Genomic DNA, 26,832 nt, shown 5'->3' on the forward strand with positions numbered 1-26,832 from the left:
GATAATATGGCATTTTCTTGCTTTAACTATTGAATCGAAAGAATTCGAATCCAAGCCGTCATTGTGTGGCTTTTTATTTGATTTAAAGTAATAGGAGAGAAGGAAATCGTGGTCATTAATTTTAGGCAATGAATAAGTACGAGATGTGTAGCGTAGTAGGCCCTTTTAAAGACTACACTATTATAACAGAAGGGGATATAGATCGGGCAAAACCATATCCATTATTCGAACTATTTAACAGTGTTTAAAGCTCGCTCATTAATCGCAATCAAGTTAACCAACGGGAACGTGATTATTACATGACCATATATTAATCTTTCAATCCCTAGTGTTTTAAGGATCTTGGCGGTTACCTTTTGAGTGGCACAAGTGTTTACATCGACTCAAGCAATAAAATCACTCTACTTTTTGACCGTCGCTTGTTTAAATACGCGAACTCAGTTGTTTATGCTATTCCAGCATGCTTGTTTTAGAAAATATAATCCAGAAATTTTTCATGAACGATTAGTATGGGATGACTACCTAATTAATTATGAGGAAGCAAAAAGGAGCTGTCCCATTGGTTAAAACCCAATTGTGGAAAGCTCCTTTTTTATTGATGTTTGTTGTGCTTTGTTCTAGTTGTTAAAATGCAGGAAATCATTTCATTTATTAATGAAAATCGCGGAATAGACCAACAACTTTGCCTAGAATCGTGACATGCTGGAGTCGAATAGCCTCCATGCTGGAGTTCTCCGGTTGTAGGCGAATATGATCCTTCTCTTTGTAAAATGTTTTCACAGTCGCTTCATTATCTTCTGTCATAGCAACAACGATATCTCCGTTAGAAGCGGTTTGCTGTTGGCGAACGATGACATAGTCTCCGTTATGTATGCCTGCTTCGATCATTGAGTTACCAGAAACAGTCAACATAAACGTATTTGAATCATCTCCTACCATATGAAGAGGTAACGGGAAATAATCTTCAATATTTTCAGTTGCTGTGATAGGCTCGCCGGCAGTTACTTTTCCAACCATTGGAACTCGTGCAATAGTGTTCGAGAACTCATGCATGCGCTCAGATTGTTCATGACTGAGCAGTTCAATAGCACGGGGCTTAGTTGGGTCTCTACGAATGAAACCTTTCTTCTCAAGGCGATCAAGGTGACCGTGTACCGTTGAGCTGGATGCTAATCCAACAGCTTCTCCAATCTCTCGCACAGAAGGTGGATAGCCTTTAAGACGAACTTCATTTCTTATGAATTCGAGTATCGCTTGTTGACGGCTCGATATTTTTGACAAAGTTATCAACTCCAATGAGTACACTTTTGTCAGAAATTATACCATAGAACTACCGTTCGTACAAACGTAAGTTCTAAAAAAATGTTTATTTTAATAGATTAATGGTAGCTATAGCAATTACGATAATTTCAAAATAAAAATAAAGGGAACGTAGGTTCTTAAAAAGCGTTGACTCAAACAAGTGTTCGTGTTACATTATTGATCGAAATTAAGAACAAGCGTTTGGGGGAATTCGTATGCGCACAACTTATCAATCCATTTATCGTCAACGTGAGACACATTTACATACACCGAAGAGACGTCATTTTCTTAGCGGAAAGAGGTTAGGATTATTTACTCTACTAATACTTATGCTTTCTGTGACTTTTGGTTCTATTGTTCAGGCTTGGTCGGGGGGAACAGAGGATCCAGAAAATATGCTGCAAGTAATCGTTCAGCCGGGGGATACGGTATGGGCTCTTGCTAAGGAGTACATGAATGACGGAGATGATATAAGACAACATGTGCACGATATTTTGCAGCATAACAATTTAGTTGGAAGACACCTGCAAGTGGGGGAAATAATTGAGATTCCATTCGTTTCTTCATTAGATCGTTGAATACTATTTGAGTGCCACAATGTACGGTTGTGGCACTCTTTTTATTAGCTTCAGTTTGCTTGACATTAACCAGCTACCGTGTCAAAGTAAAGGATATGCTAGTAAAGACGGAGGTAATACAATGAACATCGATGATATGATTGCGCGCATTAATGAATTGGCTCGCAAGCATAAGACAATTGGATTGACTGAAGAAGAAACTGCTGAGCGTGCGAAATTGCGCGAAGAATACTTGGGACTGTTCCGTCAACAGGTTCGCAACAATTTGGACACAATAAAATGGGTAGAAGATGAAGAGGAAAATGGTAAGGATTCTTCATCAGATATTGTACATTAATGGTTTATGTCCTTAATTGAAGGAATCCGTTAGAGTTGATGTGCTATAGTGATTATAGTAGGAGGTCGGACCGCGATGTCTCGCAGTTGGGAAAGAAAGGTGCGCAAAAATAGTGCCACACTTAATAAGCAGCGTCAGAAATCTGGACATAAAGAAATAAAAGTAGGTAGTGAACAATACGATGAATTTAAAGGTCGTAACTTTATTTTGCCGTCTACTCTGATCTTTGTATCTTTATTATATGCATTTCTTGGTAACGCTGTAGCAATGGCTCAGTCTCCAACGCTATATTGGGTGACCGTTATTGCCTATGTCGCACTCGGGATTATTTTGTTTGTACGTCGACCTTATTTAAAGGTAGCGAAAGACTCTCTCTCTACTCCAAAGTGGAACCGTCTTCGTGTCCTTGAGGCTAAGGGTATTAAGAAAATTACGATCCAGCCAGGTTATATCGTGATATGGCCCGAGAAAAAAGGTGCAAATTGGGTGTTCTCGCGCGTTATGAATCGCTATGATACTGACGCAATGGGTGAGCGTTTAATTAAATTTGCTGAGCAGCATGGTATCGCATACGAAAAATTGTCGAAGTAATGGAGTTGGGGAACGATGACGATTAAGGCGGTATTGTTTGATTTAGATGATACGTTATTGTGGGATGAGCGCAGTGTAGAAGAAGCATTTGACGCAACGTGCCAGTATGCAAATGAACAATCAGGTGTAGCTCCCAAGCAGTTGGAGGAAGCCGTTCGTGCCTCTGCGCGTCAATTGTATGCTACGTATGAGACATATGCGTTTACTCAGAATATTGGAATTAATCCATTTGAAGCACTGTGGGCTCATTTTACTGGCGGTGAGCATGAAGAATTCCGTGTATTACAGAAATTGGTACCACAGTACCGTGTAGCCGCTTGGACAGAGGGACTTAGAAATCTAGGTGTTGATAATGAGCAGTTAGGACAAGCTTGTGCAGAGAGATTTATGGAAGAGCGTCGAAAAAGACCCTATGTTTATGAGGATACGTTCGAGGTTCTTAAGAAGCTTAAAGCAAAATATCCACTCTTGTTATTGACGAATGGTGCTCCGTGCCTGCAACAAGAAAAGTTGGATGGCGTACCTGCTATATCGAGTTACTTTGATCACGTAGTCATCTCGGGGCGCTTTTCTGAAGGAAAGCCGTCAAGAATCGTATTTGAACATGCTATGAAATTATTAAATATACGTCCTCATGAAGGCTTGATGGTTGGGGATAAACTGACAACAGATATTCAAGGTTCTGTAAGCATAGGTATGCATAACGCATGGTTGAATCGCAATGATAAGCCATTGACAGGTGATATTAAACCTGAATATTCTATACAGTCTTTGCATGATTTGTTTGATGTAATTGAATCCATTAACAAGCAACAGGAGATCGTTAATTAGGTGAAAGTCCGTCATTTGACGGGCTTTTTTTGTTGGGTTTTATTAACATACTAGTCGGCTATGATGTACAAGCCAATTCATCTGTTGTTTCGTTAATTTTATTCAGTAATCATATTTATTGATATATAATTCATGTCATAAATTGTTCACAAAACAGATCTAAATTAGTTGTTTAGTTTCATCCATATTTTGTTATAGTAGGATGTGTTAACGTGATAGCTTAGGTATGGATTTTATAAAATGAGGTAGGTGTGTTTTTTGCGTAAAGTTATGGTAGTAGTTATCGTTGCAATGGCATTGTTAGCAGGGTGTTCAAGTGAAGGGGAAACTGGCAAGGAGAAACAACATAGTGCTCATACTAAGCAGCAAACTGATTCATCATTGCCAGCAGCCAAACTTATTCCAATACAAGTTGATCTTACAGTACCTGAACCCGTGAAGGTCAATGAAGAAGTAACGATTATTGCTCGTGTTACGCAAAAGGAAGCTGCTGTTGATGATGCTAAGGTAGTGTTTGAGTGGTGGTTAGATGGAGAAGAACATCAGCGCTATGAAGGGAAATGGAGCGAAGATGGGAAGTATGAGTTTATACATGCTTTTGATAAGCCAGGTACGTATACGGTTATTTCTCATGTTGATGCACGAGACCTGCATTCTATGCCAAAGAAAGAATTTAAAGTTAAGCAATAGGTGAGTAAAAATATATAAATGCATTCCATAAAAAAGCCCCTATACCTAGAAGGTATTAGGGGCAGTGAATTATTTTACAAAAGCCGGGTCTTCATAAGGATGAGCAACCCATCCTTCTGTCTCAATAAATAGACGAACAGCTACAATTTGACGCTTATCTGTAAGTGTGAAGAAGTGAGGGATATTTTCAGGAACAGAAATAACATCTCCTAATTCTACAAGTACATCGATATAACCGATTTCTTCAGATGCTTTAATAATGAAGTAACCTTCGCCTGCTGTGATAGCACGAACTTCATCCTCGGTATGAGTATGGACTTGTTCGAATTTCTTCAGCAGTTCTTCGATATTTGGAGTAGCATCCGATAATGCGACGATATCCCAAGTTAAGTAGCCACGACGAGAGGCTAAATCCCGAATCTCCGTATCATATACGGAAAGAATTTGTTGTTTCTCTTCATCTGAAAGAATAAACTTCTCCTTAAGCTCAGCAGGAAGTTTAGCTCCATCCCAATGTTCATACAAAACTCCAACACTATTCAAATATTCCCGTATTTGCTCAACTCCGGTTATCGTTTCATTCGTGTTGCGGATTCGAATTTGTGCCATAGCCGATCCCTCGCTTCTCCAATTTCATTATTCCATTAGGTTTACTTGGTATTATAGTACAGAGGAAATGATTGGGCAAGAAACATTTTTACTCGCACAGGAAAACCTATTCTTTCCTATTGGATGGACTTCTGCTACACTTAGTTCTAACGTTTTGAGACAGAGGTGGGCAGGCGGATGACGAAACCATTATTAACCGCGCGTATGCAAGAGCGCATTCTTATACTAGATGGTGCTATGGGCACTATGATTCAACAAGCTAACTTGACAGCTGATGACTTTGGTGGAGAGCATTTAGACGGTTGTAATGAAATATTAGTTGCTACACGTCCTGATATCATTCGTGATATTCATGAACAATATTTGGCTGCAGGTGCAGACTTAATCTCAACGAATACGTTCGGTTCTACTAGTCTTGTATTAGCAGAGTATGATATTCAAGATCGTGCAAGAGAGTTGAATTTAGAAGCTGCTAGATTAGCAGTTGAGGCGGCGGAGAAGTATTCGACTCCTGAACATCCTCGTTATGTAATAGGTGCTATGGGACCTACGACAAAGACGTTATCTGTGACTGGTGGGGTTACATTCGATGAGCTTATCGAAACGTATTATGACCAAGCTTTGGCACTCATTGAAGCTGGCGTAGATGTCATGTTGTTGGAGACCTCTCAAGATACATTGAACGTTAAGGCGGGATCTATCGGGATTCAACGTGCAATGGAGGCTACAGGTAAAACGCTGCCATTAATGATATCTGGTACGATCGAGCCGATGGGTACGACATTAGCAGGGCAGAACATAGAGTCTTTCTACATATCGCTTGAGCATTTGCAGCCTATTATGGTTGGTCTAAACTGTGCAACAGGTCCCGAATTTATGCGTGATCATATAAGGACATTAGCAGGTATAGCGAAGACAGCCATTAGTTGTTATCCAAATGCGGGCTTGCCAGATGAAAATGGTCTATATCACGAATCACCGGAATCACTTGCCCGTAAAATTGCTGCCTTTGCTGAGCAAGGATGGCTCAACGTAGCAGGAGGTTGTTGTGGTACGACTCCAGAGCATATTCGTGTGCTTGCTGAAACGTTATCGAAGTATGAGCCGAGAAGAGAATATGGCGATCATCCACCAGCTGTTTCTGGTATTGAGACGGTGTACATAGAAGATAGCGGTCGCCCTTATATGGTTGGGGAACGCACAAATGTATTAGGTTCACGCAAGTTCAAACGTCTAATCGCTGAAGGGAAAATAGAAGAAGCTGCTGAAGTTGCACGCGCGCAAGTGAAAAATGGTGCACATGTCATCGATGTTTGCTTACAGGATCCTGATCGCGATGAGACGATAGACATGACTGCCTTTTTACAAGAAGTCGTTAAGAAAGTAAAAGTACCTCTTGTAATCGATACAACGGATGCAAAAGTAATTGAGATGTCTTTGAAACATACACAAGGTAAAGCAATAATTAACTCCGTTAACCTTGAAGATGGATTGGAGAAATTCGAGCAAGTAGTACCTATCGTTCACCGTTATGGGGGAGCACTCGTTGTCGGAACAATTGATGAGCGTGGACAGGCTATTACACGTGAAGATAAGTTAGAAGTTGCGCTGCGCTCTCACGATATTCTCGTAAATGATTTTGGGATACGATCCGAAGATATTATTTTCGATCCACTCGTATTCCCGGTAGGTACTGGCGATGAACAATATATTGGCTCTGCCAAAGAAACGATTGAAGGCATCCGGTTAATTAAAGAAGCGCTGCCGAAATGTCAAATTATATTGGGAGTAAGTAACATTTCATTCGGTCTTCCAGAGGCTGGCCGTGAGGTGCTTAACTCTGTATTTTTATATGAATGTACAAAGGCAGGATTGGATTACGCGATTGTAAATACAGAAAAGCTTGAGCGTTATGCATCGATTCCTGATCATGAGCGCAAGTTGTCTGAAGAGCTGCTGTATAATACAAATGATGCGACTTTAGCAGAGTTTGTAGCGGCATTTCGCAATCGTAAAGTAGAGAAGAAAGAAAAGATTAGCAATCTTACCTTGGAAGAACGTCTTGCTTCGTACGTTGTTGAAGGAACAAAAGAAGGTCTTATACCGGATCTAACATTGGCCTTGGAAAAATATACGCCGCTTGAGGTCATTAACGGGCCATTGATGAAAGGTATGGAAGAGGTAGGTCGATTATTCAACAACAACGAGCTGATTGTTGCGGAAGTATTGCAAAGTGCTGAAGTAATGAAAGCATCTGTTGCTCATCTGGAAAACTTTATGGAGAAGAATGAGAGTGCGGTTAAGGGAAAAATTTTGCTGGCTACAGTAAAAGGCGATGTGCATGATATTGGTAAAAATCTCGTCGAAATCATTCTATCCAATAATGGTTACCAGATTGTGAACTTAGGCATCAAAGTCCCACCTGAACAGCTAATCGAAGCATATCGTAAGGAGAAGCCGGATGCTATCGGACTATCAGGTTTGCTTGTAAAATCAGCACAGCAAATGGTTATTACAGCTCAGGATATGCGCAACGCTGGAATCGATGTTCCTATTATGGTAGGTGGAGCAGCGTTGACACGTAAGTTCACTAAAAATCGCATAAGTCCAGAATACGATGGTCTTGTTCTCTATGCCAAAGATGCAATGGATGGATTGGACTTGGCTAATAAGCTAATGGACGCGAATGAACGATCTATATTGGTGGAAGAATTAAGAGCACATAAGGAAAGACTAGCAAATGAGACGGAAGAAGAACAACAGCTGCCTGAATTAACACGAGTGGAACGCTCTGCTATTGGAGAGGCGCAGGTGTATTTACCACCTGATTTGAATCGCCACGTCATTCGTGATATTCCAACCAAGCAGCTTGTACCTTATGTGAATATGCAAATGCTACTGGGCCACCATTTAGGTTTAAAAGGAACGATAGACAAGCTCTTAGCTGCTAAAGATCCAAAGGCAGTAGAGTTAAAAGCGACGATAGATGAGCTTCTTATACATGGTGAACAGACGGGGCAATTGCGTGCGAATGCCATGTATCGTTTCTTCCCGGCTCAGTCTGAGGGGAATTCGATTCATATTTATAATCCTGAACGTCAAGAAGAAGTGCTTCATACGTTTACTTTCCCTCGTCAAAAGGTAGCACCATTTTTGTGTCTTTCAGACTTTCTTCGTTCAAAAGAAAGTGGTGTAATGGATTACGTTGGATTCCTTGTTGTTACTGCAGGTGAGGGGATTCGTGATCAGGCTGAGATTTGGAAGCAGGAGGGACAGTATTTACGCTCGCATGCATTGCAATCTTTAGCATTAGAACTAGCAGAAGCATTGGCAGAGCGAATTCATCATATGATGCGGGAAGTATGGGGTTATCCAGATCTTGATACACTGACGATGAAGGAGCGTTTTGGCGCTCGTTATCAAGGAATTCGAGTTTCCTTTGGCTATCCGGCATGTCCGAATCTTGAGGATCAAGAGCCTCTGTTCAAGCTTATGGTGCCAGAAGATATAGGTGTCCAATTAACAGAAGGATTTATGATGGAGCCAGAGGCGTCTGTTAGTGCAATGGTGTTTGCACATCCACAAGCTCAATATTTTAATGTAGATAAAGCGTGATTTAGGAATCATAATAGTAGTAGGATAAGAAGCCTCTGTCCGTCATTACGGTGCAGGGGCTTTGTTACAAGCTAAATATAGGTAACGTTTAGACGTATGAGTCAAATTTACAGGCAACGAGCCTCATTAGATTGAGAACGGGGTGTTAGTATGGACATTTATTTTTTGGGAACAGGTGCAGGCATGCCATCGACAACGCGTAATGTGAGCAGCCTCGCGCTTCGCTTAACGGAGGAGAGGGGCACATTTTGGTTGTTTGATTGTGGTGAGGGTACCCAGCACCAGCTGTTGAGTTCGCCATTAAAAATGAGTAAATGTGAATTTATATTTATTACGCATCTACATGGTGATCATCTATTTGGATTGCCGGGTTTCCTTTCTAGCCGCTCTTATCAAGGTGGTCAGACTCCATTAACGGTATTTGGGCCGAAAGGAATAGGCGATTACATGAAAGTATGTTTCGGAGTAAGCCGAACTGAGGTCTCCTATCCGTTGCTGATAAAGGAAATTGAACCAGGGGTAGTTTGGGAAGATGAACAATTCGTTGTAACAGCGATGCAGCTTTCGCATCGAATTCCTACACTTGGTTATCGTATTGTAGAAAAGGATCGTCCTGGTAAACTTAAGTTTGAATTACTGCGAGATAAAGGGATTCCACCGGGACCTGTATATGGTCAGCTTAAGCAAGGTAAAGATGTACAACTGCCGAATGGGGAATTATTGTTTGCCGCTTCCGTATTAGGAGAGCCGATACCTGGACGAACAGTTGCTATTTTGGGAGACACGAAACCTTGTGAAAATGCAGTGAGATTAGCTCGCAACGCTGATTTACTAGTTCATGAGGCTACTTATATGCATGATAAAGCCGATAATGCAAATGAATATGGTCACAGTACCGCACAGCAAGCTGCAGAGATTGCAAGGGATGCTGGTGCTAAGAAGCTTGCGTTGAATCATTTCAGTTCCAGATACAAAGAAGGGGAACAGATGGAAGAGCTTTTAGCGGAGGCACAACATGTATTTCCCAACACCGTACTTGCCTTAGAGCATCATGTTGTTACAATCGCAGAAGACGAGGAAGGAACGGCGTAAGCCGTTTTTTTCATCTTTCCAATACGGATTATTTTCCGGGAAAGCGCAGGATGTGACAGATAGATGAAAAAGCGACTGGATAAATAATAGCACGCATCATTTCGACAGGTTGCTATATCTCATGATGTCGAAGTATTGGGAGTAGAACTTGCTTGCAACGCTGCTTTTCGTTATTTACAATGGATGAAGCAACTTACAACAGGAAGCCATTAACGAGTTTAAGTTACCTATGGTTTAGAAAGAAAGGTGGATATACACCATGCATCATATTGGATTTACGATTGTTGGATTTGGTACGATTGCGAAGACACATCTAGTGGCGCTGCGTACATTGCCTATCATTAAACGATTGCCTGTCACTCCTGTATTGGATTCGTTGGTCACAAGAAGGCCGGGGGTTTTGGCGGAACAAGCGAAGCAAATTGGTTTTAATTATGTAACGGATAAGCTCGAGACAGCATTAGAACGCGGTCAATCGCAGGCAGTGAGTATTTGTACCCCTAATGCACTTCATGCTGAACAGGTAAAAACGGCAATGCATTTCAATCAAGCAGTCTATTGCGAGAAACCTGTGACAGAATCAGCAGAACAAACAGCTAAGTTATTGGCTACTGTACCAGCGCACTACCCGCAGCAATTAGCTTTTACATTCCGATATCATCCAGCAGTTATGCGGATACGCGAATGTCTTAAAGAAGGGATCATCGGAGATGTATTGCAGTGTAACATTGCGTACATGCGTTCAGGTTATTTAAATGCGGATCGTCCATTTAGTTGGCGGTTAAGTGATGAATTGTCTGGTGGTGGAGCGATTACGGACATTGGTGTACATGCTCTTGATCTTGTTCGTCATTGGTTCGGAAACTTTAAGCAAGTGGATGGACGTACGCATACATTTGTTAAAAACAGACCAAGCGCTATCCATGCTGCAGAACAAGTTGAAGTACATGTCGATGACTGGGCCTCCATGCATATAGAAACAGAAACGGGTGTAAGGGGAGCGATAGAAGTATCCCGCATTGCTTACGGATCAGATGCGTTCCGTATTCATATTGTTGGCACTAAAGGAAGCATGACGTGTGATTTGGAAAAAGATCGGATGCCCGTTGTGCACTTAATTAGTGGTACTGTACCAAGTTTGCCGACACCAGATAGTCTGGAACTATTGCCAGATGAAAAGGCTACGCTTGGCGTATTCCAAGACAGTCATTTTGCTGCTCTTCATCATTTTATTTTGCGAATGACGGGAGATAATCGTTGGACTGATATCGCACCTACTTTGTCAGATGGGTATGCGGTTGAGCGTTGGGTAGATAAAGTAATCGCTTCTTCTAAACAAACAGATTAGTTAGGTATCGCACACGACTAAGAAAGAAGGATGCGTATGAAAGGGTTCATCTACGCATTGCTTGTCCTTACAAGCATGCTGTGGGGAGGCAATTTTGTAGCGAGCAAATTACTTGTCGACCATGCGGAGCCGATGACACTTGTCTTGTTTCGTTGGGGGATAGCGGTTATCGTATGGCTGCCAATTGTATTGAAAAAAGAAAAGAAAATAATTCCTCCAAGAGCTGCTTGGCTGCCGCTTTTGTTAATGGGTCTAACCGGCGTATTGCTGTTTAATGTATGCATGTTTTATGCACTAGAACATACAACGGCGACTAATACAGGTTTAATATCAGCATTAAATCCCATTATGATTGCTCTACTGAGCTTTATCATTTATCGTGATCGACTACATAAGCTGCAAATCGTTGCAATGTGTGTATCTTTTAGCGGGGTTATTTATTTCATCCTGCAAGGTGATTTATCACGTTTATGGTTAATGTCATTTAACATTGGTGATTTATGGATGCTAGGCTCTGTTCTCATTTGGGGCATATATTCAATTGCATCCAAATGGGCTATGATGTACATATCACCGTTTTTGTCCACGTTCTGGGGAGGTATTATTGGTGTACTAATCATGTTGCCATTGGAGTGGAAGAACGTGATATCAACAACAGGGGATACCTGGTTCTGGGTAGGTATTGCCTATACGAGTGTTGGTGCAACAGTTGCAGCTATGATGTTCTGGAACATTGGCGTACAACGCGTTGGGGGAACACAAGCCGGAATGTTTTTGAATTTAAACCCTATATTTACAGGTTTGTTCGCCTACTTATTGTTGGATGAGCAGATGAACGTGCAGCAGTGGATCGGTGCGATTATTGTGTTGAGCGGAGTTTTTGCCTTCACCGTTATTGGAATAAAAACAACTAGAGAGGAACAACGTCGCCATGAACAAAACAATAATATCGAACAAGCTTCATGCGTTCATTGATTTGGACGGAACTATGTTTCACGGCTCTCAAGCTATCGATGGAGCTGATCGCTTAATTGAATGCTTGCAGGAGTGGGGAGTGCCGTATTTGTTTGTGACCAATAACTCAACTCGTACGCCGCAGCAAATAGCAGCGCTTATGGGAGAAATGGGTATACAAGCGCGAACAGAGGATGTGCTGACTTCTGCGCAGGCGGCAGCTGCGTATATTCGAGACCATTACAAAGATCCTTTTGTATTTATGATAGGTGAAGAAGGATTGCAGCAGGCGTTGACGGATTGTAATATCCGATGGACGAATGACCCTGTAGTAGTAGAACAAAAGCATATTGATGTTGTCGTTCAAGGACTTGATCGACAGTTCACTTATAGCAAGTTGGAAGCAGCTTCAATAGCAATACGTAAGGGCGCAGCTTCTATTGTGACGAATCCAGATGTACAGCTGCCTTCAGATAAGGGAATTTCTCCTGGTGCAGGAACCATTGCAGCCGCTATCCAGGCTGCATCTGGTGCAGCACCTATTTGTATAGGGAAGCCAGATGCAATCATTATGGAAGTAGCTCTTAAACAGCTTGATTGCACGTCTGCTGAGGCAATTGTGATAGGAGACAACTTATTGACTGACATCCAAGCGGGTATTCGAGCAAAATGTCTTACCGCTTTAGTGCTTACAGGAGTGACCTCAAAGTCATCTTATGCATCGTATAGAGAGAACAGTAATGACCTCCCTGATTATGTATTCAATAATCTTGAGCAAGTTAGGCAGCTGTTCGAGCAAATTAAAGAAAATAATGATACAGAGAGGGCGTTGGAATAGATGGCAGAACTACCAGAATTAGAGCGAGAACGTAAAAAGTTGAACCAATTGTTTGTAGGGCAGCGGTTTAGAGCAATTTCGCTGCTTAAGGAATCTTGGGCGAATGTATCCATTGAGCAATTGCAACAAGGTCTTGTAGGAAGACAGTTGTTATATGTGGAGCGTCGAGCTAAAGGGATTGTGTTTCATTTAGATGATGGCAGAAGGTTGCTGTTGACGGTTGGTAATGGTGCGTTGTTCCATACTGCCACTGCAGCAGATGAAGAGTCTGGCATCCATGAAAATACGGAGACTATAGCAGTAAACGGAAATACTGCTATTCAACCGCAACTGCGCGTTTCATTTGATCAAGGACGCTGGGATGTGACGGGTGCACGCACGCTTTCACTTCAATGGCTAAGTGCGAAAGAAATGGATGATATTGCGAAGGAGTGGGGGCTTGAGCCACTTAGTCGTAATTTAAATGCAGCTTTGTTCCAAAATCGATTTGCAAAGCGACGTACGGCACTTCGGACAGCTCTAACGAATCAAGCGATAATTGCTGGTATTTCTCCCGCAATCGCAGACGAAATATGCTTTAGGGCAGGTATTGTGCCAACTGTAAAAACGGAGACGTTGTCCTCCTCTGATTGGGAAGCGATATACAATAGTATGGTTCAATGGCTTCAAGAAGCCATTGAACAACCAGAAATTATTTCTTATGCAGTTAGCGGACGACAAGGTGAAACGTGCAGCAAGTGTCGCACGAAGCTGTCTGATGCAGTGATAAGCGGAAAAGTAGCGGTATATTGTTCTTCTTGTCAGCATGAGCATGCTCCTGAAGCTGTCGGCACACATGGCTAATGAGCTCAGCTATGGTTGCCACATTAAGTTAAGTGGCGGATATGTTCGTATGGCCGAAAGAGCGATTGCTTTATTTGAACAGAATGGTTGTTCAAGCTTTCAGTTTTTTGCAAAAAACCCGCGCAGTTTGCAGGTGAAACAGTTTATCGCAGCTGAGGCCGAGCGTTGTCGTCAATTGATGGAACAATATCGATTGCGCTCGGTTATTCATTCTGCCTATCCCTTGAACCTGGCGATATCGATTCAAGATCAACCAGAAGTGGCTATTCAGCATGTCCATAGCCTATGCAATGACTTGGAAATTGCTGAAGCAACGGGCGCAATTGGTGTTGTTGTTCATTTCGGAATTGTAAAGAAGTCTAATCGTCTAGAAGGATATCGCGATATATTAACCACATTAAATGCTGTACTGACCATGTATAAAGGGCCAGCACTCATTTTAGTGGAGAATCAAGCAGGATTGTATGGTGGTATCGGCTCGACGTTCGAAGAACATGTTCAAATTAAACAATTGTGCATAGATCCGGATCGAGTAGGCTTTTGCTTTGATACATGCCATGCTTATGTGAGTGGTTTATGGCATGCAGATGATCAATTAGGGACAGAGCAACTAATACGTCATGGTGAGCGTTTAGGCTACTGGGATGATGTTGAAGTTGTTCATGTAAACGACGCAGCAGAACCGTTCGGCTCGTTGAGAGATCGTCATGCGCAGCTTGGTAAAGGACATATACCGTTGGTAGCAATGAAGGAGCTATTATCTACTCCTCAACTAAAAGGAGTAATGAATGTATTGGAGACACCTGCCAGTGATGTATCGTTTCATCATGCGGAGTGGGAAATCTTGAGCAAACTGCAATATTCCAATTAACGTGTATTTACGATATGCTCATTCGCTCCTATTTAAATAATTAATTACATTAATTATTAGCGCTAAATATTGAAAAACGTTGTAATATAGAAAGGGTGCGCGAAGATGATCCATGTGTATCTTGATGATTGGCGCAAATGCCCAGATGGATTTGTATTGGCACGGAACATGGAGGAGTGTATATTACTCCTTGAAGGTGCGGAAGTCGATATTTTATCGTTGGATCATGACCTAGGTCCTGATGAACCAACAGGTACAGAGCTAGTTGCAGAAATGGTCAATCGCGGATTGTATGCAAAACGGATTTATTTGCACACCTCTTGTGACAGAGGACGGAGTCGTATGTACGAGATGCTGTATATGAACAAGCCGAGTGAGGTTGAACTATACAATGGGCCCATGCCACTTCATGTAATCGAGCAAGTTCGCAGCTTAAGCAAATGAGCATAATGATTCACGAACTACGTGAAGCTCTAAAGAATGGACAGGTTCCGTCCGATATTGATCTTTTATATATGTATAGTCCATTGTGCGGTACTTGTCATGTCGCTAGCCGAATGCTGGATGTTGTTGAGCATTTACTGCCCGAACTGCAATTTGAACGTTTAAATATTAATGAAGTGCCTGATCTCGCTCAGGCGTATCAGGTGGCAAGTGTACCTTGTCTAATTGTTTGGCGTACTGTTTCAGTGAAACAAAGTCAACAAAGTTTGATTTCACACAATGTCTTTGCGGATCCGCAAAAAATTTATGCATTTCATTCTATCCCTTATCTGTATGAGCGGCTAAGAGGAGGCGGCATGGATGATTCATCTCGATGATGTAACATTTGAACGTCAAGATCGCACAATTATATATCCTTTACAGTGGCAAATGAAGGCTGGAGAACACTGGACGATACTTGGCAGAAATGGTTCTGGCAAATCTACGCTGCTTGAAATGATACTAGGATATCACTTTCCTAGCTCAGGCAAAGTTCGTGTTCTAGGTCATACATACGGTCGATGTGATGTTCGGGAGTTACGAAAAGAGATCGGTTATATAAGTCAAACGCTTGTGGAAAAATTAACATTGCGGGATCCTGTGTGGGAGATCGTTGCTACCGGCTGGCAAGCGCATTTGCGTTTGTTTGACAAGGATACGGATATCCTTAAGGAGAGAGCATTGGAACAGCTTCGTATGGTACGACTGGCTCATTTAGCAGAGCAGCCATTTGGGTTGTGTTCACAAGGGGAACGCAAAAAAATTTTATTGGCACGTGTTATGATGAATAACCCCAAATTGCTCATTATGGACGAGGCCTGTGCAGGGCTCGATCTTAATGAAAGAGAGATGTGGCTTACAGACCTGCCGGAATTACTTGCAAAAGACGTACATCTCGTACATGTCACTCATCATCTTGAAGAAATTGTACCGTTATTTACACATGTAGCTTTGCTGCACAAAGGAAAACTCGTAGCCGCTGGCCCTAAAGAAGATGTGCTTACTCCAGAAAAGCTCTCCGAAACTTTTGATCTGCCTATTGCAGTGAACTGGATAGAAGGCCGGCCTTGGGTACGCATAAAGTCGTAGTAATGCTTGGAGGAAAAATAAGTTGTCAGTAATCAATAATGAAATACACCCAACACGTAATTATGAACTAGGATCCCACTGGATCGTTACAGCTAATCATGGCTATATCCCTTATGCGCAGGAAGAACTGCGAAGGAAGTATAGTCATTTGAAAAGTACGATACTAGTCTCTGGAGAAGTTGCTTTTATGGAACTTCCTGAATCAGAAGGAGCGGTATGGGATCTTCTTCGTCGTGAGCCAGCCATCTTTATTCGTGATGCCTATCCTGTTCATATCATTCTTCCGGTTGATGCTGTCGCTAGTGAAGAAGATGCCGAGCAATTATGGGAGGCGCTATTAGAAAGAAGCGGTCTGTCTATACAAGGTGAATCGACTGGGGCTGTTCATGTACGAACGTCACCTAAGAAAGTGAAAACAGATGATGCTAGTGATAAAGAAGTTGTTTTCCAATGGCGTTCTGCTATTCAATCTGTGTGGTCAAAGCAAAATATTACGGCAGCCGTTCAGCAACCAGATTTCATCTTAACCTTGTTTGAACATGAGCAGCAAGTATATGCAGGCTTAGCAACTTTCGCTAATCAGCAGTCTGATTGGCCAGGTGGAGCTATCCGTTTCCGTCGTGAAGATGGACAAATTTCTCGTGCAAAATTTAAGTTGTTAGAAGCAGAACGTATATTTGGATTGGATTTCTCTGCTTATCGAAATGCTTTGGACGTAGGTGCAGCACCAGGGGGATGGAGCAGTTTGTTGTTAGAGCGCGGCATTCATGTAACGGCTGTGGATCCGGCAAAAATGCATCCGACACTCATGGAGCACCCTCATTTTACTTATTATGGACGAAATGCTGCTGAGGTAGTTTTTGAGCCAAATGAGTTTGATTTAATTGTATGTGATATGAGTTGGAGTCCGAAGCATACTGCACAGCTAGTCATTGAACTTCTAGATTCTCTTGTTTATGGTGGTACATTAATTGTAACTGTGAAATTGATGCATAAGAAGCCGCTGCAAACAATACGTGATTGCATGGAGATGTTCGAAAAGCATGCAACAATTGTTCGTGCGAAGCAATTGTTCCATAATCGCGATGAGATCACATTGTATATGCTTAAAAATTAATCGATACTATTTTGCAAACAAGGTATAGACAAATGATGGAAATGAATCTATAATGACATCAATAACATAAACGTAACCTTTCAGGGAAAGCATCCCGAATACGCCTAATTGGCTGTATTCGGGTTTTTTGCGTTTTTCAACCTGTAGTAATGAGTACAATTATTTTACAATGGCTACTTCAAGGAGGTTTGTGGAGTGCGTGCTCCTACGAAGTTAATGGCAGGTGCATTGTTGCACGAACGTTATCGAATTAAGCGTCTAATAGGCGTCGGAGGCATGAGTTATGTGTACTTAGCGCAAGATGAACGTTTAATGGGCAAGTATTGGGCCATTAAAGAATCGATCCCGCTGGCACATGATCGCGAACATCTTATAAGGGAGGCTCAATGGTTAATTGAGCTTCGACATCCCAATTTGCCTCTCATCGTTGATTTTTTTTCACCAGATGAAGATGGGCACGCCTTTTTGGTTATGGAGTACATTGAAGGGGAAACCATTGCTGAGAGATTGAAGCGAACCACTCTTTCGTTTGACGAGACGATTGCGTACAGTCTTCAATTGTGTGATGCATTAAGTTACTTGCATGGACGTACCCCACCAATTATTTACCGAGATATGAAGCCTTCTAATGTAATGTTAGCTGATCAGCATCGAATAAAGTTGATTGACTTCGGTATTGCTAGACAAATGAAACCTTCTGAGTTAGCGGATACGATGAAGTTAGGAACAGTAGGCTTCGCTGCACCTGAGCAGCACGAAGGCAAGCAAAGTGACGCGCGTACTGATCTTTACGGCATTGGTGCATTGCTAGCTTTCGTGTTATCTGAAGGACGCTGGCGAGGAATGGAACCTTTTCGTACACAGATGCTTAATGAAGATGTTCCTAAATCATTTTACGAAATTCTTACTAAATTAATGGAAATAAATCCTAATGCGAGATATCAATCTGCGGAAGAATTAAAAAGAGAGCTATTGGCGCATGCCAATAGCAATGTTCTTCCTGCAGCCTATGAATTTATGGAAGGACAGCGGAATCAACATGGGAAGACTAACCATGGATTGCAGCGAGCTGTTACGATCGCTGTAGCTGGTATAGCTTCAGGATTAGGTTGTACGCATATGAGCTTAATGATTGCGCATCGACTTGCAAGAAGTAACCGTGGCAAAGTCGCTTATGTTTCGAATGCGGAGTCAAGTCGCTCTGTTGTCCATTCTATCCTGTCATCCGTTGAAGGTGATTGTGCGGAAGATTGGAGTAACAGAGTTTGGCAGTGGCAAGGAGTTTCTTACATTGAATTGGGTGAACAGTCTGGAGGATTAACCATATCATCAGTAACACAGCTGCAAATGGAATATGACTTTATTGTTCTAGATCTTGGTGTGATTGGAGCAAAGCGTAGATTAGATGAAGAATTTGTTCGCGCTTCATACAGTTTACTATTAGGTTCGATAGCTCCTTGGAGGGATGATGATACTAGAGCAGCCTTGCACAATTTAGTTGAATTAAATTATCAACAATGGATTTTTGCTCTGCCACACGCCAAAGAGGAAGAATTACGCTCGTCGCGTTTACAGCTGAAATGCCATAGCATTATTTCCGTTCCCACATGCTCAAATCCATTTAAGGGTGGATCGGATTTAGAAGAATGGCTGCAATCTTGGATGAAGGTACAAGAACAGAAGAGAAGATGGTTCTCTTGGAGCAAGAGAAAATAATAGGTGAAAGGGGGTTTTTGCTTGATTGGCAGATGGTCAAGACGAACAAAGCAGGTTGCAATTGGTGTAGCAGTGACAGCTACCGTCATGGTAACGCTTAGTGGTGGTTATATTATTTGGATCGAACGAAATTGGCAAATTGAAAGAGAGGATTGGATGAAAAAAGCTCAGTTAAGTGAGCAAATTATTCAAGGGCAAGGGAAAGAAGAACAACAGCACGTTTGGGTACTTGCAAAATCCAAAGTTGCAGGTTCAAGACTACATGGGTCAGATTTAAAACAAATAGAGCTACCCAAAAGATTAATCCCAGAGCACGTACTTGAACCTAAAGATTTAAAAGGAAGTATTGCAAAGATAGATTTAGCAGCTAATGTTCCATTAATAGACTCTATGGTAGGAAATAAAGGATCGATCGGTCAAGATATACGTTGGATTGAAACGGGAGTCATTCAATTGCCGCTTGCACTTGAGTCTAATCATGTCATTGATGTGCGGATTAGGTATCCCGATGGACAAGACTATGTAGTTCTGTCTCATAAGAAAGTACATCGCATTCAAGATTCGACTATTTGGATTCATATGTCAGAACATGAATTGTTAACGATGTCCAGCGCTTGTGTGGATGCTTACTTGAACGGAGGTCAAATCTATGCCGTACGTTATGTCGATGCCTATGTACAGGAACGAGCAATCGTTAATTATCCAGTCAATCAACATGTAACACAATTAATAAACAACAATCCGAATTTAGTTAAGGATGCGAACATTGTGATGTCAGGACAAGCTAGGAAGCGTTTAGAAGGAGATTTAATTAAACATAGCCAATCTCAAATAGGTTCTGGTGCAATCACAGATTCAGGGACGATTTCTACGACTTATGGAACAAATAGCACAGCAGTTTCAAGTGGTGGTAACAGTGCTCACTCTAGTTCCTCAATGATATCTCCTTTTACTGGGCAAAGCAAAGCTCCGAAGCGTGAAGCGCCATTTGTTGGACAATCTACTTCTACAGAACAAGGAGAGCAGATGGAACAGCATCAGCAAGGACAGCAGTCAGAGAAACAGCCTTCACATAAACAACAAATGACCAATAACAAAGTAGGAGCTGGGCAGAATGAACTCCCTGCGACATCAATGAATGGTGTTCATTCAAACAGCAACAACACAGCTCCAGGAACCAATCAAAGCAATACCTCAGCGTATAAAGATTTGGTTGAGGTTGGGGGATATCAGAACGATAGTTCTAACCTGCCGGTTACACCGTGAAACAAGGGGTGATTGAGATGTCTAATATCAGCTTTTTCGTAGGTGCATGTAATAAACAGGATTTTATTCTTGGGTTAGGAACTTTACTTACACGTGCTGGTAGAAGAGTTTTACTAGTTGATGCGATGAATATGCCATGGCTAACGTATCGAAATCAAACTTGGATAAATAAGGAGAAATGGTGTCGTTGGAACGGGATGGATACGGTATCTGGCATACTTCATTGGGAAGAATTATTGCAATTAAGCCGTCAGCATGAGATAGAACTTGATGCATATGATGATATTTTAATAGATACAGATCGACTTACATTTTGTGATGCTACTACCTTTATAAGCGCTCGTGAACGTGTCATGGTACAAACGGTGGAGGCCTTTGCTGTTCATCGTAATATGGAATGGATAAAGTCGTTCCGTCTGCTTCATGAAGTAGACTTGAATCGTGATGTACGACTACTCATTTTAAATACCGTGGATCATGCTAAAGAAGTAGCTTATGTTGTGGAGCATCTGCAGTCTATATACGTTGCTCCAAAAGAGGAAGCTATATTTATACCATTCGAAGAAGAAAATTGGACAGCATATCTCTATAACGAAGTGCATGGAAGGATGGATTTGTCTAAGTATACGAAATCAGCACGTTCAGTATGGCGAATATGGTTAGAACGAAGTTGTGGGCCAATATCTGATCGTAACTGGCGAAAACTGCTGCGAAGCGATAAGAAAGGGCGATGGTGGCATGAAGCCATGTAAACATTGGTTTATAAAAAAAGGTTCGCGACGCGCGCTAGGATCCTCATTAACAACGGTACTGCTTGGCATCGAATTAGTTACACGTTTTGGACTTAAAGTGTTACTTATTCATCAGGACGACGAGGGGGAAGGGCTTGAATATTTCATTCGCGCTTCTATGCATATAGGAAGTAATGAGCAAAAGATGACTCAATTGTCAGTGCCAGATGGTTGGGGGGAATATAAAAGACTCGTTCAAAATGAATTGCTGGATATCCCCATGTTTATAGCATGTACCTCTCCCATTATTCCTGGTCTAGATGTACTTCGTGTAGCTGATAGATATGATAGTCCGATCCAAGGAGGAATAACGAGTGAACGATTTGGCTCTGATCATGACGTGCGTACACTTATGCAGGTTTCGGCTAATGCCTATGATGTTGTTCTTTGGGATTGGGACCGTCAGCTCCGGCGGCGGGACGCCAGATTTGAAGATCAGAGTAAGAGCCAGACGGAAATGAACGTATGTGTGCAAGAACAAGCCTACAGCACAGGAACCATTACATTGCTTACTCAAGATCAAAGAGATATGAGTTTATGGCGTGATCCGAAGTATTTTTATAGTAGTAATGCATTCGAACAAAAGCAGATTTGGGTTGTATCTGCTTATGATCCTGAGGCGCATTTAAATCTAGCCAATATGAAAAAGCATATGCGTGGCAAGTTGATATATGCGGTACCTTACGATACGCAGCTGAGACACTATGCCAATGAGGGGCATCTTGTACATTATGTTTTACAACTACAGTATCGTTACAACAAGCCAGGCGCATCAAACTTGCTTAATTATGTTGATCAACTTTCAGAACAGCTATTATCTGAGGCAGTTCTCCCTAATCGTAAAGCCAGTGAAGGGGGAAGAAGATGGAATGGATAGGTAATTACTACATACAGGTATTAATGTTGGTTGGTGTCGTATTCCTACTTATACTATGGATGTTGTATCGGCTTCGCTTAAAGCAGAAATCCAATCAGGAAGCAGCTGCACCATCTGCATTGACTTGGGAGGAACTCGATCAGATCGTTCGTGATCAAATTCAAAAATGGACAGCCGACCCTTTTTTAGATCACTTCTCAAATGATGAGATGTATCGCAGGGAACTGTTGAGGAGAACGATGATAAGGCAGTCATTGCGCTCCTGTCATAGTGGTGATCGGCTGCAAAAGGAATACGTGAAAGATATTATTGTCGAAATTATACGCCCATTATTGAAACCGTCCAACGACTGCTGGAAGATGCTTGTTCCGTTTGATGACCCCATTCAGCTTTCAGCCAAAGATAAGTTCGATATTTTACTATATCTTTATTTTCAGCGCTATGGTCTAGAAGCTATGCATGAGATCGTTCAACGTTACGGCTGGGATCAAATTAAGGCTCTCCGAGACATAAAGGGTGAAGAGGAGCTCAGTTATGCTGTAGACGAGCATGATGTCAGTCAAGCATATCGCCAAGAACGTCCAGTTGTGAAGCATGAAGAGCGAATTAGAATCATTGCTCAACGTATTTATGAGCGATATAAAGGGTTGTCAGTTATTGATGAGCTGCGTGATATGAGAATTGAAGGGGTTTCAGGAGGGGTAAATGGCTTGATTCAATCTGCGCCGCTTATGTCTACTGGTTTAGCTGCAGGCTCATCCCATTCAGCTTCAAGGAGTGGCATTCATACTTCGAAAATTCCACGCTCGTGCGATAGTGTATGGATGTTTTATCAAGGTAAGTCTATACGTCTCGGTTTTCTCAGCTTTGAGAGTGAAAGAGAATTGAAACGTGTATGTCAAACCATTTATAAACATGGTGCACCAGGGCCTCTGACAGAAGTAGATGGCTATCGTGTAAATGACATGAAGGATGGTTCTCGCGTAGTTGTTATGCGACCGCCATTTTCAGAGTCTTGGGCATTTTTTGTACGTAAGTTTGAGCGTGAACAGCCTTCATTATCTCATCTTATTTCAGCTGATGGGTCTGCAGATGTAATTCAATTGCTCCAATTTTTGATGAAAGGAGCCCGTATTACAGCTGTTACAGGTGCTCAAGGGTCTGGAAAAACGACACTTTTAATGGCATTGGTTCAATCCATCTACGCTTTTTATCCTTTGAGAGTCCAGGAGCAGGCATTTGAACTTCATTTAAGGCAGCTATATCCCAATCGCAATATTTTAACTTTGAGAGAAACAGAACATATTTCTGGACAATCAGGTTTAGATGTACAAAAGAAGACAGATGGTGTTGTTCATATACTTGGGGAGGTCGCAACCGATCCAGTTGCAGCTTGGATGATTCAAATGGCTCAAGTGGCGAGTCTGTTTACGGTATTTACACATCACGCTAAGACATTTCCAGATTTAATCGGGGCTTTGCGTAATTCTTTGTTGAAGACAGGTATGTTTCATAATGAACGAATTGCAGAGCAGCAGGTTGTGCAAGTTATACATTTTAATATCCATTTAAGCAGAAATGCAAATGGAATGCGATATATTGAACGGATTACTGAATGTGTTCCCTCGGAAATAACCAAAGGTAATCAAACTTTCAATAGACAGTTAGGAAAGGAGGATATCCATCAACAGGATGTGTCAACTTCATCGTCAAACTCTTGGGTGGAATATAGAAGTTCAGCTATTCAGTATTATGATGATCAAGTTAACAGCAGTTCTCATACTTACAAAAATATTATTGAGTTCCAAAATGATAGATATGTTTGGGTGAATGAAATTTCTGACGTACATATACAAGCAATGCTCTCGCAGATGACCGACTACGATCAAGAATCATTTAGAGTGTGGATAGCATCGGGGAGGGAGTATGTTGTGGCTTAACTCGTTACTTTTAGTAGCAATTATTTTCGCGCTTATAGGGCTGTTACTATGGAAGCTGTCTCAACGCATGATGCGTCAACCATGGAACAATCAAGTCACGTTTAAATCTAAGAAACGCCAGACAAATATATTCAAGTTATTTTTACAGCGGAGCTATTACTGGTTCGGGAGAATTGTTGGATTCAAGCATAAACGTGCAAAAGTATATCAACAGCTATTAATAATATACGGATATGATGAACGATTATTAAGGGAAAAAGTTTCCTTGGTACTTTGGGCAATCATTGTTGTTTTAAGTGGGATTTTATTTGTATTTATTAGTTTTGAACAGGATTGGATTTCACTTCTTGTGCTTATACTCGTACTTCGCGTAGCTGATGATCTTTGTATACAAATGTTTGCTCAGCAAGCGGAATTAAAGGTGCTTAGCCAATCTGCGCAGGCTTATTCCACAATTAGACATGCTTATCAGCGCCATCAAATGGTTGAGCTCGCTGTGGAAGAAGCGCTAGAACGTGCTTCACCATTAATTCGGCCTCATCTTTCGAGATTGCTTGCTTGTATTTATGAGCATGATACGGATGAAGCTCTAGTAAAGTATGATGATGCAGCACCAAATCGTCACTATCGTTTATTTGCACGATTAGCCCGGTTAGTAGCTGAGTATGGTGATCCTAAAGAGGATAATCGCTCTTCATTTTTGCAAGGTTTATCTATGATGATTCGTGATATGCAGTCAGAACATCTAATGCGAATGAGATTAGATACATTCTTAAAGGGATTAAAAGTTATAGCTGTCATTCCAATCTTGTTTGCAAATCCCATTGAGCAATGGGGTAGAGCATATTTTCCTGATATGACTCAATTCTACGACAGTCGAATCGGATGGTATGTACAAGTAATTGTTCTTGTTACTGTTATTGTAAGCCACTGGTTATTAGAGCAGCTTCAATGGAGGAAAAGTATTTCTGAAAAACCTAAAGGTGAAGAGGCTAGAAAAAATATTGATATTTTACGTTTAAAGTTTGTGCGTTCGATTGTTTACCGATGGATGAGAGGCATACCCACATCACGTTTAAGTGCAAACGCATTTCTTCTTAAAGATGCTAACGAGTCGTTGTCACTAGAGCGATGGTATGCTAAAAGATTAGCATATGCTGCTGTAATAATGCTGCTCTCTATTATTATGGCAATTGTCATCCATATCGTTATACAGCAACAACAGTCCATTTCTCCATTGTGGGGAGTACTGCCACGTGGTGATGCAAAAAGCACTGTGCAATGGGACGGTTCTTCTTATAGCCAGTCCATAGTATCTGAATGGAACGCTGAGCAGGCTGCTCTTCATAAGAAATGGGTAAGTGAGGCTACATTGAAAACTTCCAATCGTGCAGAACAAGAACATTATGTTCAAGAGCAAGCTGTACGAGCATATGCTGACTGGACATCGGAGCGCGCTGTGCAATTAAGCAAACACCTTCTGAATCTAGCTTACGAACAAGAGATAGGTTTGTTATGGTGGTGGGAACTGTTGGTGGCCTTCATGCTAAGTGTTATAGCGTACTATACCCCCACGGGCATGCTTCTCTTTAAAAAGAGGCTTCGTAATATGGAAATACGTCTGGAATTAAGTCATTTTTACTCATTGGCGCTTTTGCTCCGTGCATTTGAGCGAATGACTTCTGAACAGATGCTTGATTGGATGATGAGGAGCTCCGTTTGCTGTAAAGAAGCTATTCATCGATGTTTGCTTCATTGGGACAGTGGTCCAGAGGAATCATTACAGCGATTAAAGGAAGATATACCTTATCCAGACTTTGTTCGGTTCGTTGATCAGTTGGAACTTGCGTTTGATCAAATTCCAATCAAGCAAGCATTTGATGATGCGGAGCAATCATGGTGGTATGAACAAGATATGCGCAAGCAGGAAGAAGAGAAAATAATAGAATCAAAGGCAGTCTGGGGTCGATGGTTTGGGTTTGCTCCTATGTATGCGATTGTATTTATGTATCTTGTTATTCCTTTAGTTTGGCTTAGTGCACAACAAATGCATCACTCTTTTACTCAAATTCAGAGGCTGTAACTTTTATTATTCAATATTACTTAATCAATTTATAAAAGGGGACATGTTCAATGAATAATGCTCAATCCGCTTTAAAAGTAGCCGCAGGTATATTTCTTACCATTGCTTTAATTACCATAGTTGTCTTGTTGTTTGTATCCGCTCAAGAAGCTACTAAAACAGCACAAAATGAGTTTTCAGCTATTCAGACTGAGCTAAGTAAAGCATCTTTCACAGTGTATGACAACACAACTGTAAGTGGATCACAAGTTATTAATGCGATTCGTAAGTTCCATCAAAAAGACCAATTTGGAATTTGGGTCAAAACAGGTAAGGACAAGGCTGCGAATAACCCTGGTATGTTCTACGGGGCTAACGTTGATTCGGATGGCAAGATTTCGAATAATACACGGAATGATAAAATCGAACTGGCGACGAAGGAGTCTTTGGATACATATGTAAATCCTAGCGGGAAATTCCTCGCCAAATTAATCGTAGATACTTCAAATGTGACGAGAGCAATTGTGTTTGAACAGCAGTAAATATTAGGCAGAAGTTAAAGGATGTATGGATGTATAAAAATGCGCAGGAGTTGATTATGCACTATGAACGAAAATGTTCGAGAACTTATCGCCTTTTCCTGCGCTATCCTTATATTTGTAGGCGCTTTAAGTATGGCTGTCAACTACTATCAGCACTCTAGTAAATTGTTGAACGCATTGCTAATAGATACAGGACGACAGGACCGCACGACTCAGGAGACGCTAGAAATCACTGCTCCACTAACGACTAAAGGAACTGATATCGTTTCGATGTTGACACAACTGAAGGATTCCAACGTAGTCATTGAAGTCGATGGTTATTCATTTCTCCCCAATATGGATCTTGAGGATATGCCAGTTCATTTTATAAATGTTCATCGAATGTATGTGCCTAAGCATAACCGTGATGCATTTGGTCGCTTGCTTCGAATTCAATACAGATAAGAGGTG

At 41.5% G+C, this 26,832-nt stretch carries 26 protein-coding genes; 24 read left to right on the top strand and 2 right to left on the bottom strand.

The genetic code is table 11. From position 1 onward, the window contains the following. Positions 1-651 precede the first annotated feature (651 nt). On the bottom strand, positions 652-1,281 hold the full coding sequence (gene lexA / locus H580_RS0104020) for a transcriptional repressor LexA (protein WP_028593646.1): 630 nt from the start codon (positions 1,279-1,281) through the stop codon (positions 652-654). Between the two features lie 236 nt (positions 1,282-1,517). Between lexA and H580_RS23275 the strand changes: the two genes are divergently transcribed. The 5 genes from H580_RS23275 (at position 1,518) to H580_RS0104045 (ending at position 4,329) form a co-directional block, all read left to right on the top strand. Further along, positions 1,518-1,880 (top strand): LysM peptidoglycan-binding domain-containing protein, encoded by a 363-nt coding sequence (locus H580_RS23275; protein ID WP_036604527.1) that lies wholly within the window; start codon positions 1,518-1,520, stop codon positions 1,878-1,880. Between the two features lie 121 nt (positions 1,881-2,001). Continuing rightward, a complete protein-coding gene (locus H580_RS0104030; RefSeq protein ID WP_028593647.1) occupies positions 2,002-2,217 on the top strand; it encodes a DUF896 domain-containing protein in 216 nt (71 codons plus the stop codon). A 75-nt stretch (positions 2,218-2,292) separates the two neighbouring features. Beyond that, entirely contained in the window at positions 2,293-2,808 is a 516-nt protein-coding gene (locus tag H580_RS0104035) for a hypothetical protein (RefSeq protein ID WP_028593648.1), read from the top strand. Positions 2,809-2,823: 15 nt separating this feature from the next. Next, positions 2,824-3,639, top strand: a complete 816-nt coding sequence (locus H580_RS0104040) for an HAD family hydrolase (RefSeq protein WP_028593649.1) — start codon at positions 2,824-2,826, stop codon at positions 3,637-3,639. A 249-nt stretch (positions 3,640-3,888) separates the two neighbouring features. After that, positions 3,889-4,329 carry a FixH family protein gene (locus H580_RS0104045; RefSeq protein ID WP_028593650.1) on the top strand — a complete coding sequence of 147 codons (441 nt, stop codon included), beginning with the start codon at positions 3,889-3,891 and terminating at the stop codon, positions 4,327-4,329. 69 nt (positions 4,330-4,398) lie between these two features. Here H580_RS0104045 and H580_RS0104050 read toward each other — a convergent pair whose 3' ends face one another. Beyond that, on the bottom strand, positions 4,399-4,938 hold the full coding sequence (locus tag H580_RS0104050; RefSeq protein ID WP_028593651.1) for a 1,2-dihydroxy-3-keto-5-methylthiopentene dioxygenase: 540 nt from the start codon (positions 4,936-4,938) through the stop codon (positions 4,399-4,401). 177 nt (positions 4,939-5,115) lie between these two features. On the opposite strand from H580_RS0104050, the gene metH reads away from it, so the two are divergent. From metH to H580_RS0104145, 19 genes are all read left to right on the top strand, one after another. Then, positions 5,116-8,553, top strand: a complete 3,438-nt coding sequence (gene metH, locus H580_RS0104055; protein WP_028593652.1) for a methionine synthase — start codon at positions 5,116-5,118, stop codon at positions 8,551-8,553. Between the two features lie 150 nt (positions 8,554-8,703). After that, a complete protein-coding gene (rnz, locus tag H580_RS0104060; protein WP_028593653.1) occupies positions 8,704-9,645 on the top strand; it encodes a ribonuclease Z in 942 nt (313 codons plus the stop codon). 259 nt (positions 9,646-9,904) lie between these two features. Continuing rightward, complete coding sequence (locus H580_RS0104065) at positions 9,905-10,993, top strand: Gfo/Idh/MocA family protein (RefSeq protein ID WP_028593654.1); 1,089 nt, start codon at positions 9,905-9,907, stop codon at positions 10,991-10,993. A gap of 36 nt (positions 10,994-11,029) precedes the next feature. After that, complete coding sequence (locus tag H580_RS23280) at positions 11,030-11,968, top strand: DMT family transporter (protein WP_084508918.1); 939 nt, start codon at positions 11,030-11,032, stop codon at positions 11,966-11,968. After that, positions 11,925-12,785, top strand: coding sequence for an HAD-IIA family hydrolase (locus H580_RS0104075; protein ID WP_028593655.1), 861 nt, complete (start codon positions 11,925-11,927; stop codon positions 12,783-12,785). Before H580_RS23280 ends, H580_RS0104075 begins: the two co-directional genes overlap by 44 nt. Further along, complete coding sequence (locus tag H580_RS23285) at positions 12,786-13,628, top strand: DNA-formamidopyrimidine glycosylase family protein (RefSeq protein ID WP_051217228.1); 843 nt, start codon at positions 12,786-12,788, stop codon at positions 13,626-13,628. Continuing rightward, positions 13,621-14,499 (top strand): deoxyribonuclease IV, encoded by an 879-nt coding sequence (locus H580_RS23290; protein ID WP_036604529.1) that lies wholly within the window; start codon positions 13,621-13,623, stop codon positions 14,497-14,499. The genes H580_RS23285 and H580_RS23290 overlap by 8 nt, the downstream gene beginning before the upstream one ends. Positions 14,500-14,604: 105 nt before the next feature. After that, positions 14,605-14,943, top strand: coding sequence for a cyclic-phosphate processing receiver domain-containing protein (locus H580_RS0104090; RefSeq protein WP_028593656.1), 339 nt, complete (start codon positions 14,605-14,607; stop codon positions 14,941-14,943). Then, positions 14,940-15,320: a thioredoxin family protein gene (locus H580_RS0104095; protein WP_245583483.1), complete on the top strand. Its 381-nt coding sequence runs from the start codon at positions 14,940-14,942 to the stop codon at positions 15,318-15,320. Before H580_RS0104090 ends, H580_RS0104095 begins: the two co-directional genes overlap by 4 nt. Then, positions 15,304-16,071 carry an ABC transporter ATP-binding protein gene (locus H580_RS0104100; RefSeq protein WP_028593658.1) on the top strand — a complete coding sequence of 256 codons (768 nt, stop codon included), beginning with the start codon at positions 15,304-15,306 and terminating at the stop codon, positions 16,069-16,071. The genes H580_RS0104095 and H580_RS0104100 overlap by 17 nt, the downstream gene beginning before the upstream one ends. Before the next feature lie 22 nt (positions 16,072-16,093). After that, positions 16,094-17,188, top strand: a complete 1,095-nt coding sequence (locus H580_RS0104105; protein ID WP_245583484.1) for an SAM-dependent methyltransferase — start codon at positions 16,094-16,096, stop codon at positions 17,186-17,188. A gap of 195 nt (positions 17,189-17,383) precedes the next feature. Then, positions 17,384-18,904 carry a serine/threonine-protein kinase gene (locus H580_RS23295; RefSeq protein ID WP_051217230.1) on the top strand — a complete coding sequence of 507 codons (1,521 nt, stop codon included), beginning with the start codon at positions 17,384-17,386 and terminating at the stop codon, positions 18,902-18,904. A 21-nt stretch (positions 18,905-18,925) separates the two neighbouring features. Further along, positions 18,926-20,170, top strand: coding sequence for an SAF domain-containing protein (locus H580_RS25360; protein ID WP_051217231.1), 1,245 nt, complete (start codon positions 18,926-18,928; stop codon positions 20,168-20,170). Positions 20,171-20,187: 17 nt separating this feature from the next. Continuing rightward, positions 20,188-20,922: a hypothetical protein gene (locus H580_RS0104120; RefSeq protein ID WP_028593660.1), complete on the top strand. Its 735-nt coding sequence runs from the start codon at positions 20,188-20,190 to the stop codon at positions 20,920-20,922. Continuing rightward, positions 20,909-21,838 (top strand): hypothetical protein, encoded by a 930-nt coding sequence (locus H580_RS0104125; protein ID WP_028593661.1) that lies wholly within the window; start codon positions 20,909-20,911, stop codon positions 21,836-21,838. Before H580_RS0104120 ends, H580_RS0104125 begins: the two co-directional genes overlap by 14 nt. After that, positions 21,826-23,778, top strand: coding sequence for an ATPase, T2SS/T4P/T4SS family (locus H580_RS0104130; protein WP_028593662.1), 1,953 nt, complete (start codon positions 21,826-21,828; stop codon positions 23,776-23,778). The genes H580_RS0104125 and H580_RS0104130 overlap by 13 nt, the downstream gene beginning before the upstream one ends. Further along, a complete protein-coding gene (locus H580_RS0104135) occupies positions 23,765-25,861 on the top strand; it encodes a hypothetical protein (protein WP_028593663.1) in 2,097 nt (698 codons plus the stop codon). The genes H580_RS0104130 and H580_RS0104135 overlap by 14 nt, the downstream gene beginning before the upstream one ends. A gap of 50 nt (positions 25,862-25,911) precedes the next feature. Continuing rightward, positions 25,912-26,382, top strand: a complete 471-nt coding sequence (locus tag H580_RS0104140; protein WP_028593664.1) for a hypothetical protein — start codon at positions 25,912-25,914, stop codon at positions 26,380-26,382. A gap of 63 nt (positions 26,383-26,445) precedes the next feature. After that, positions 26,446-26,826: a hypothetical protein gene (locus H580_RS0104145; protein WP_028593665.1), complete on the top strand. Its 381-nt coding sequence runs from the start codon at positions 26,446-26,448 to the stop codon at positions 26,824-26,826. The last annotated feature ends 6 nt before the right edge of the window (positions 26,827-26,832 follow it).

Source organism: Paenibacillus assamensis DSM 18201 (assembly GCF_000422445.1).
Classification (GTDB): Bacteria; Bacillota; Bacilli; order Paenibacillales; family Paenibacillaceae; genus Paenibacillus_B; species Paenibacillus_B assamensis.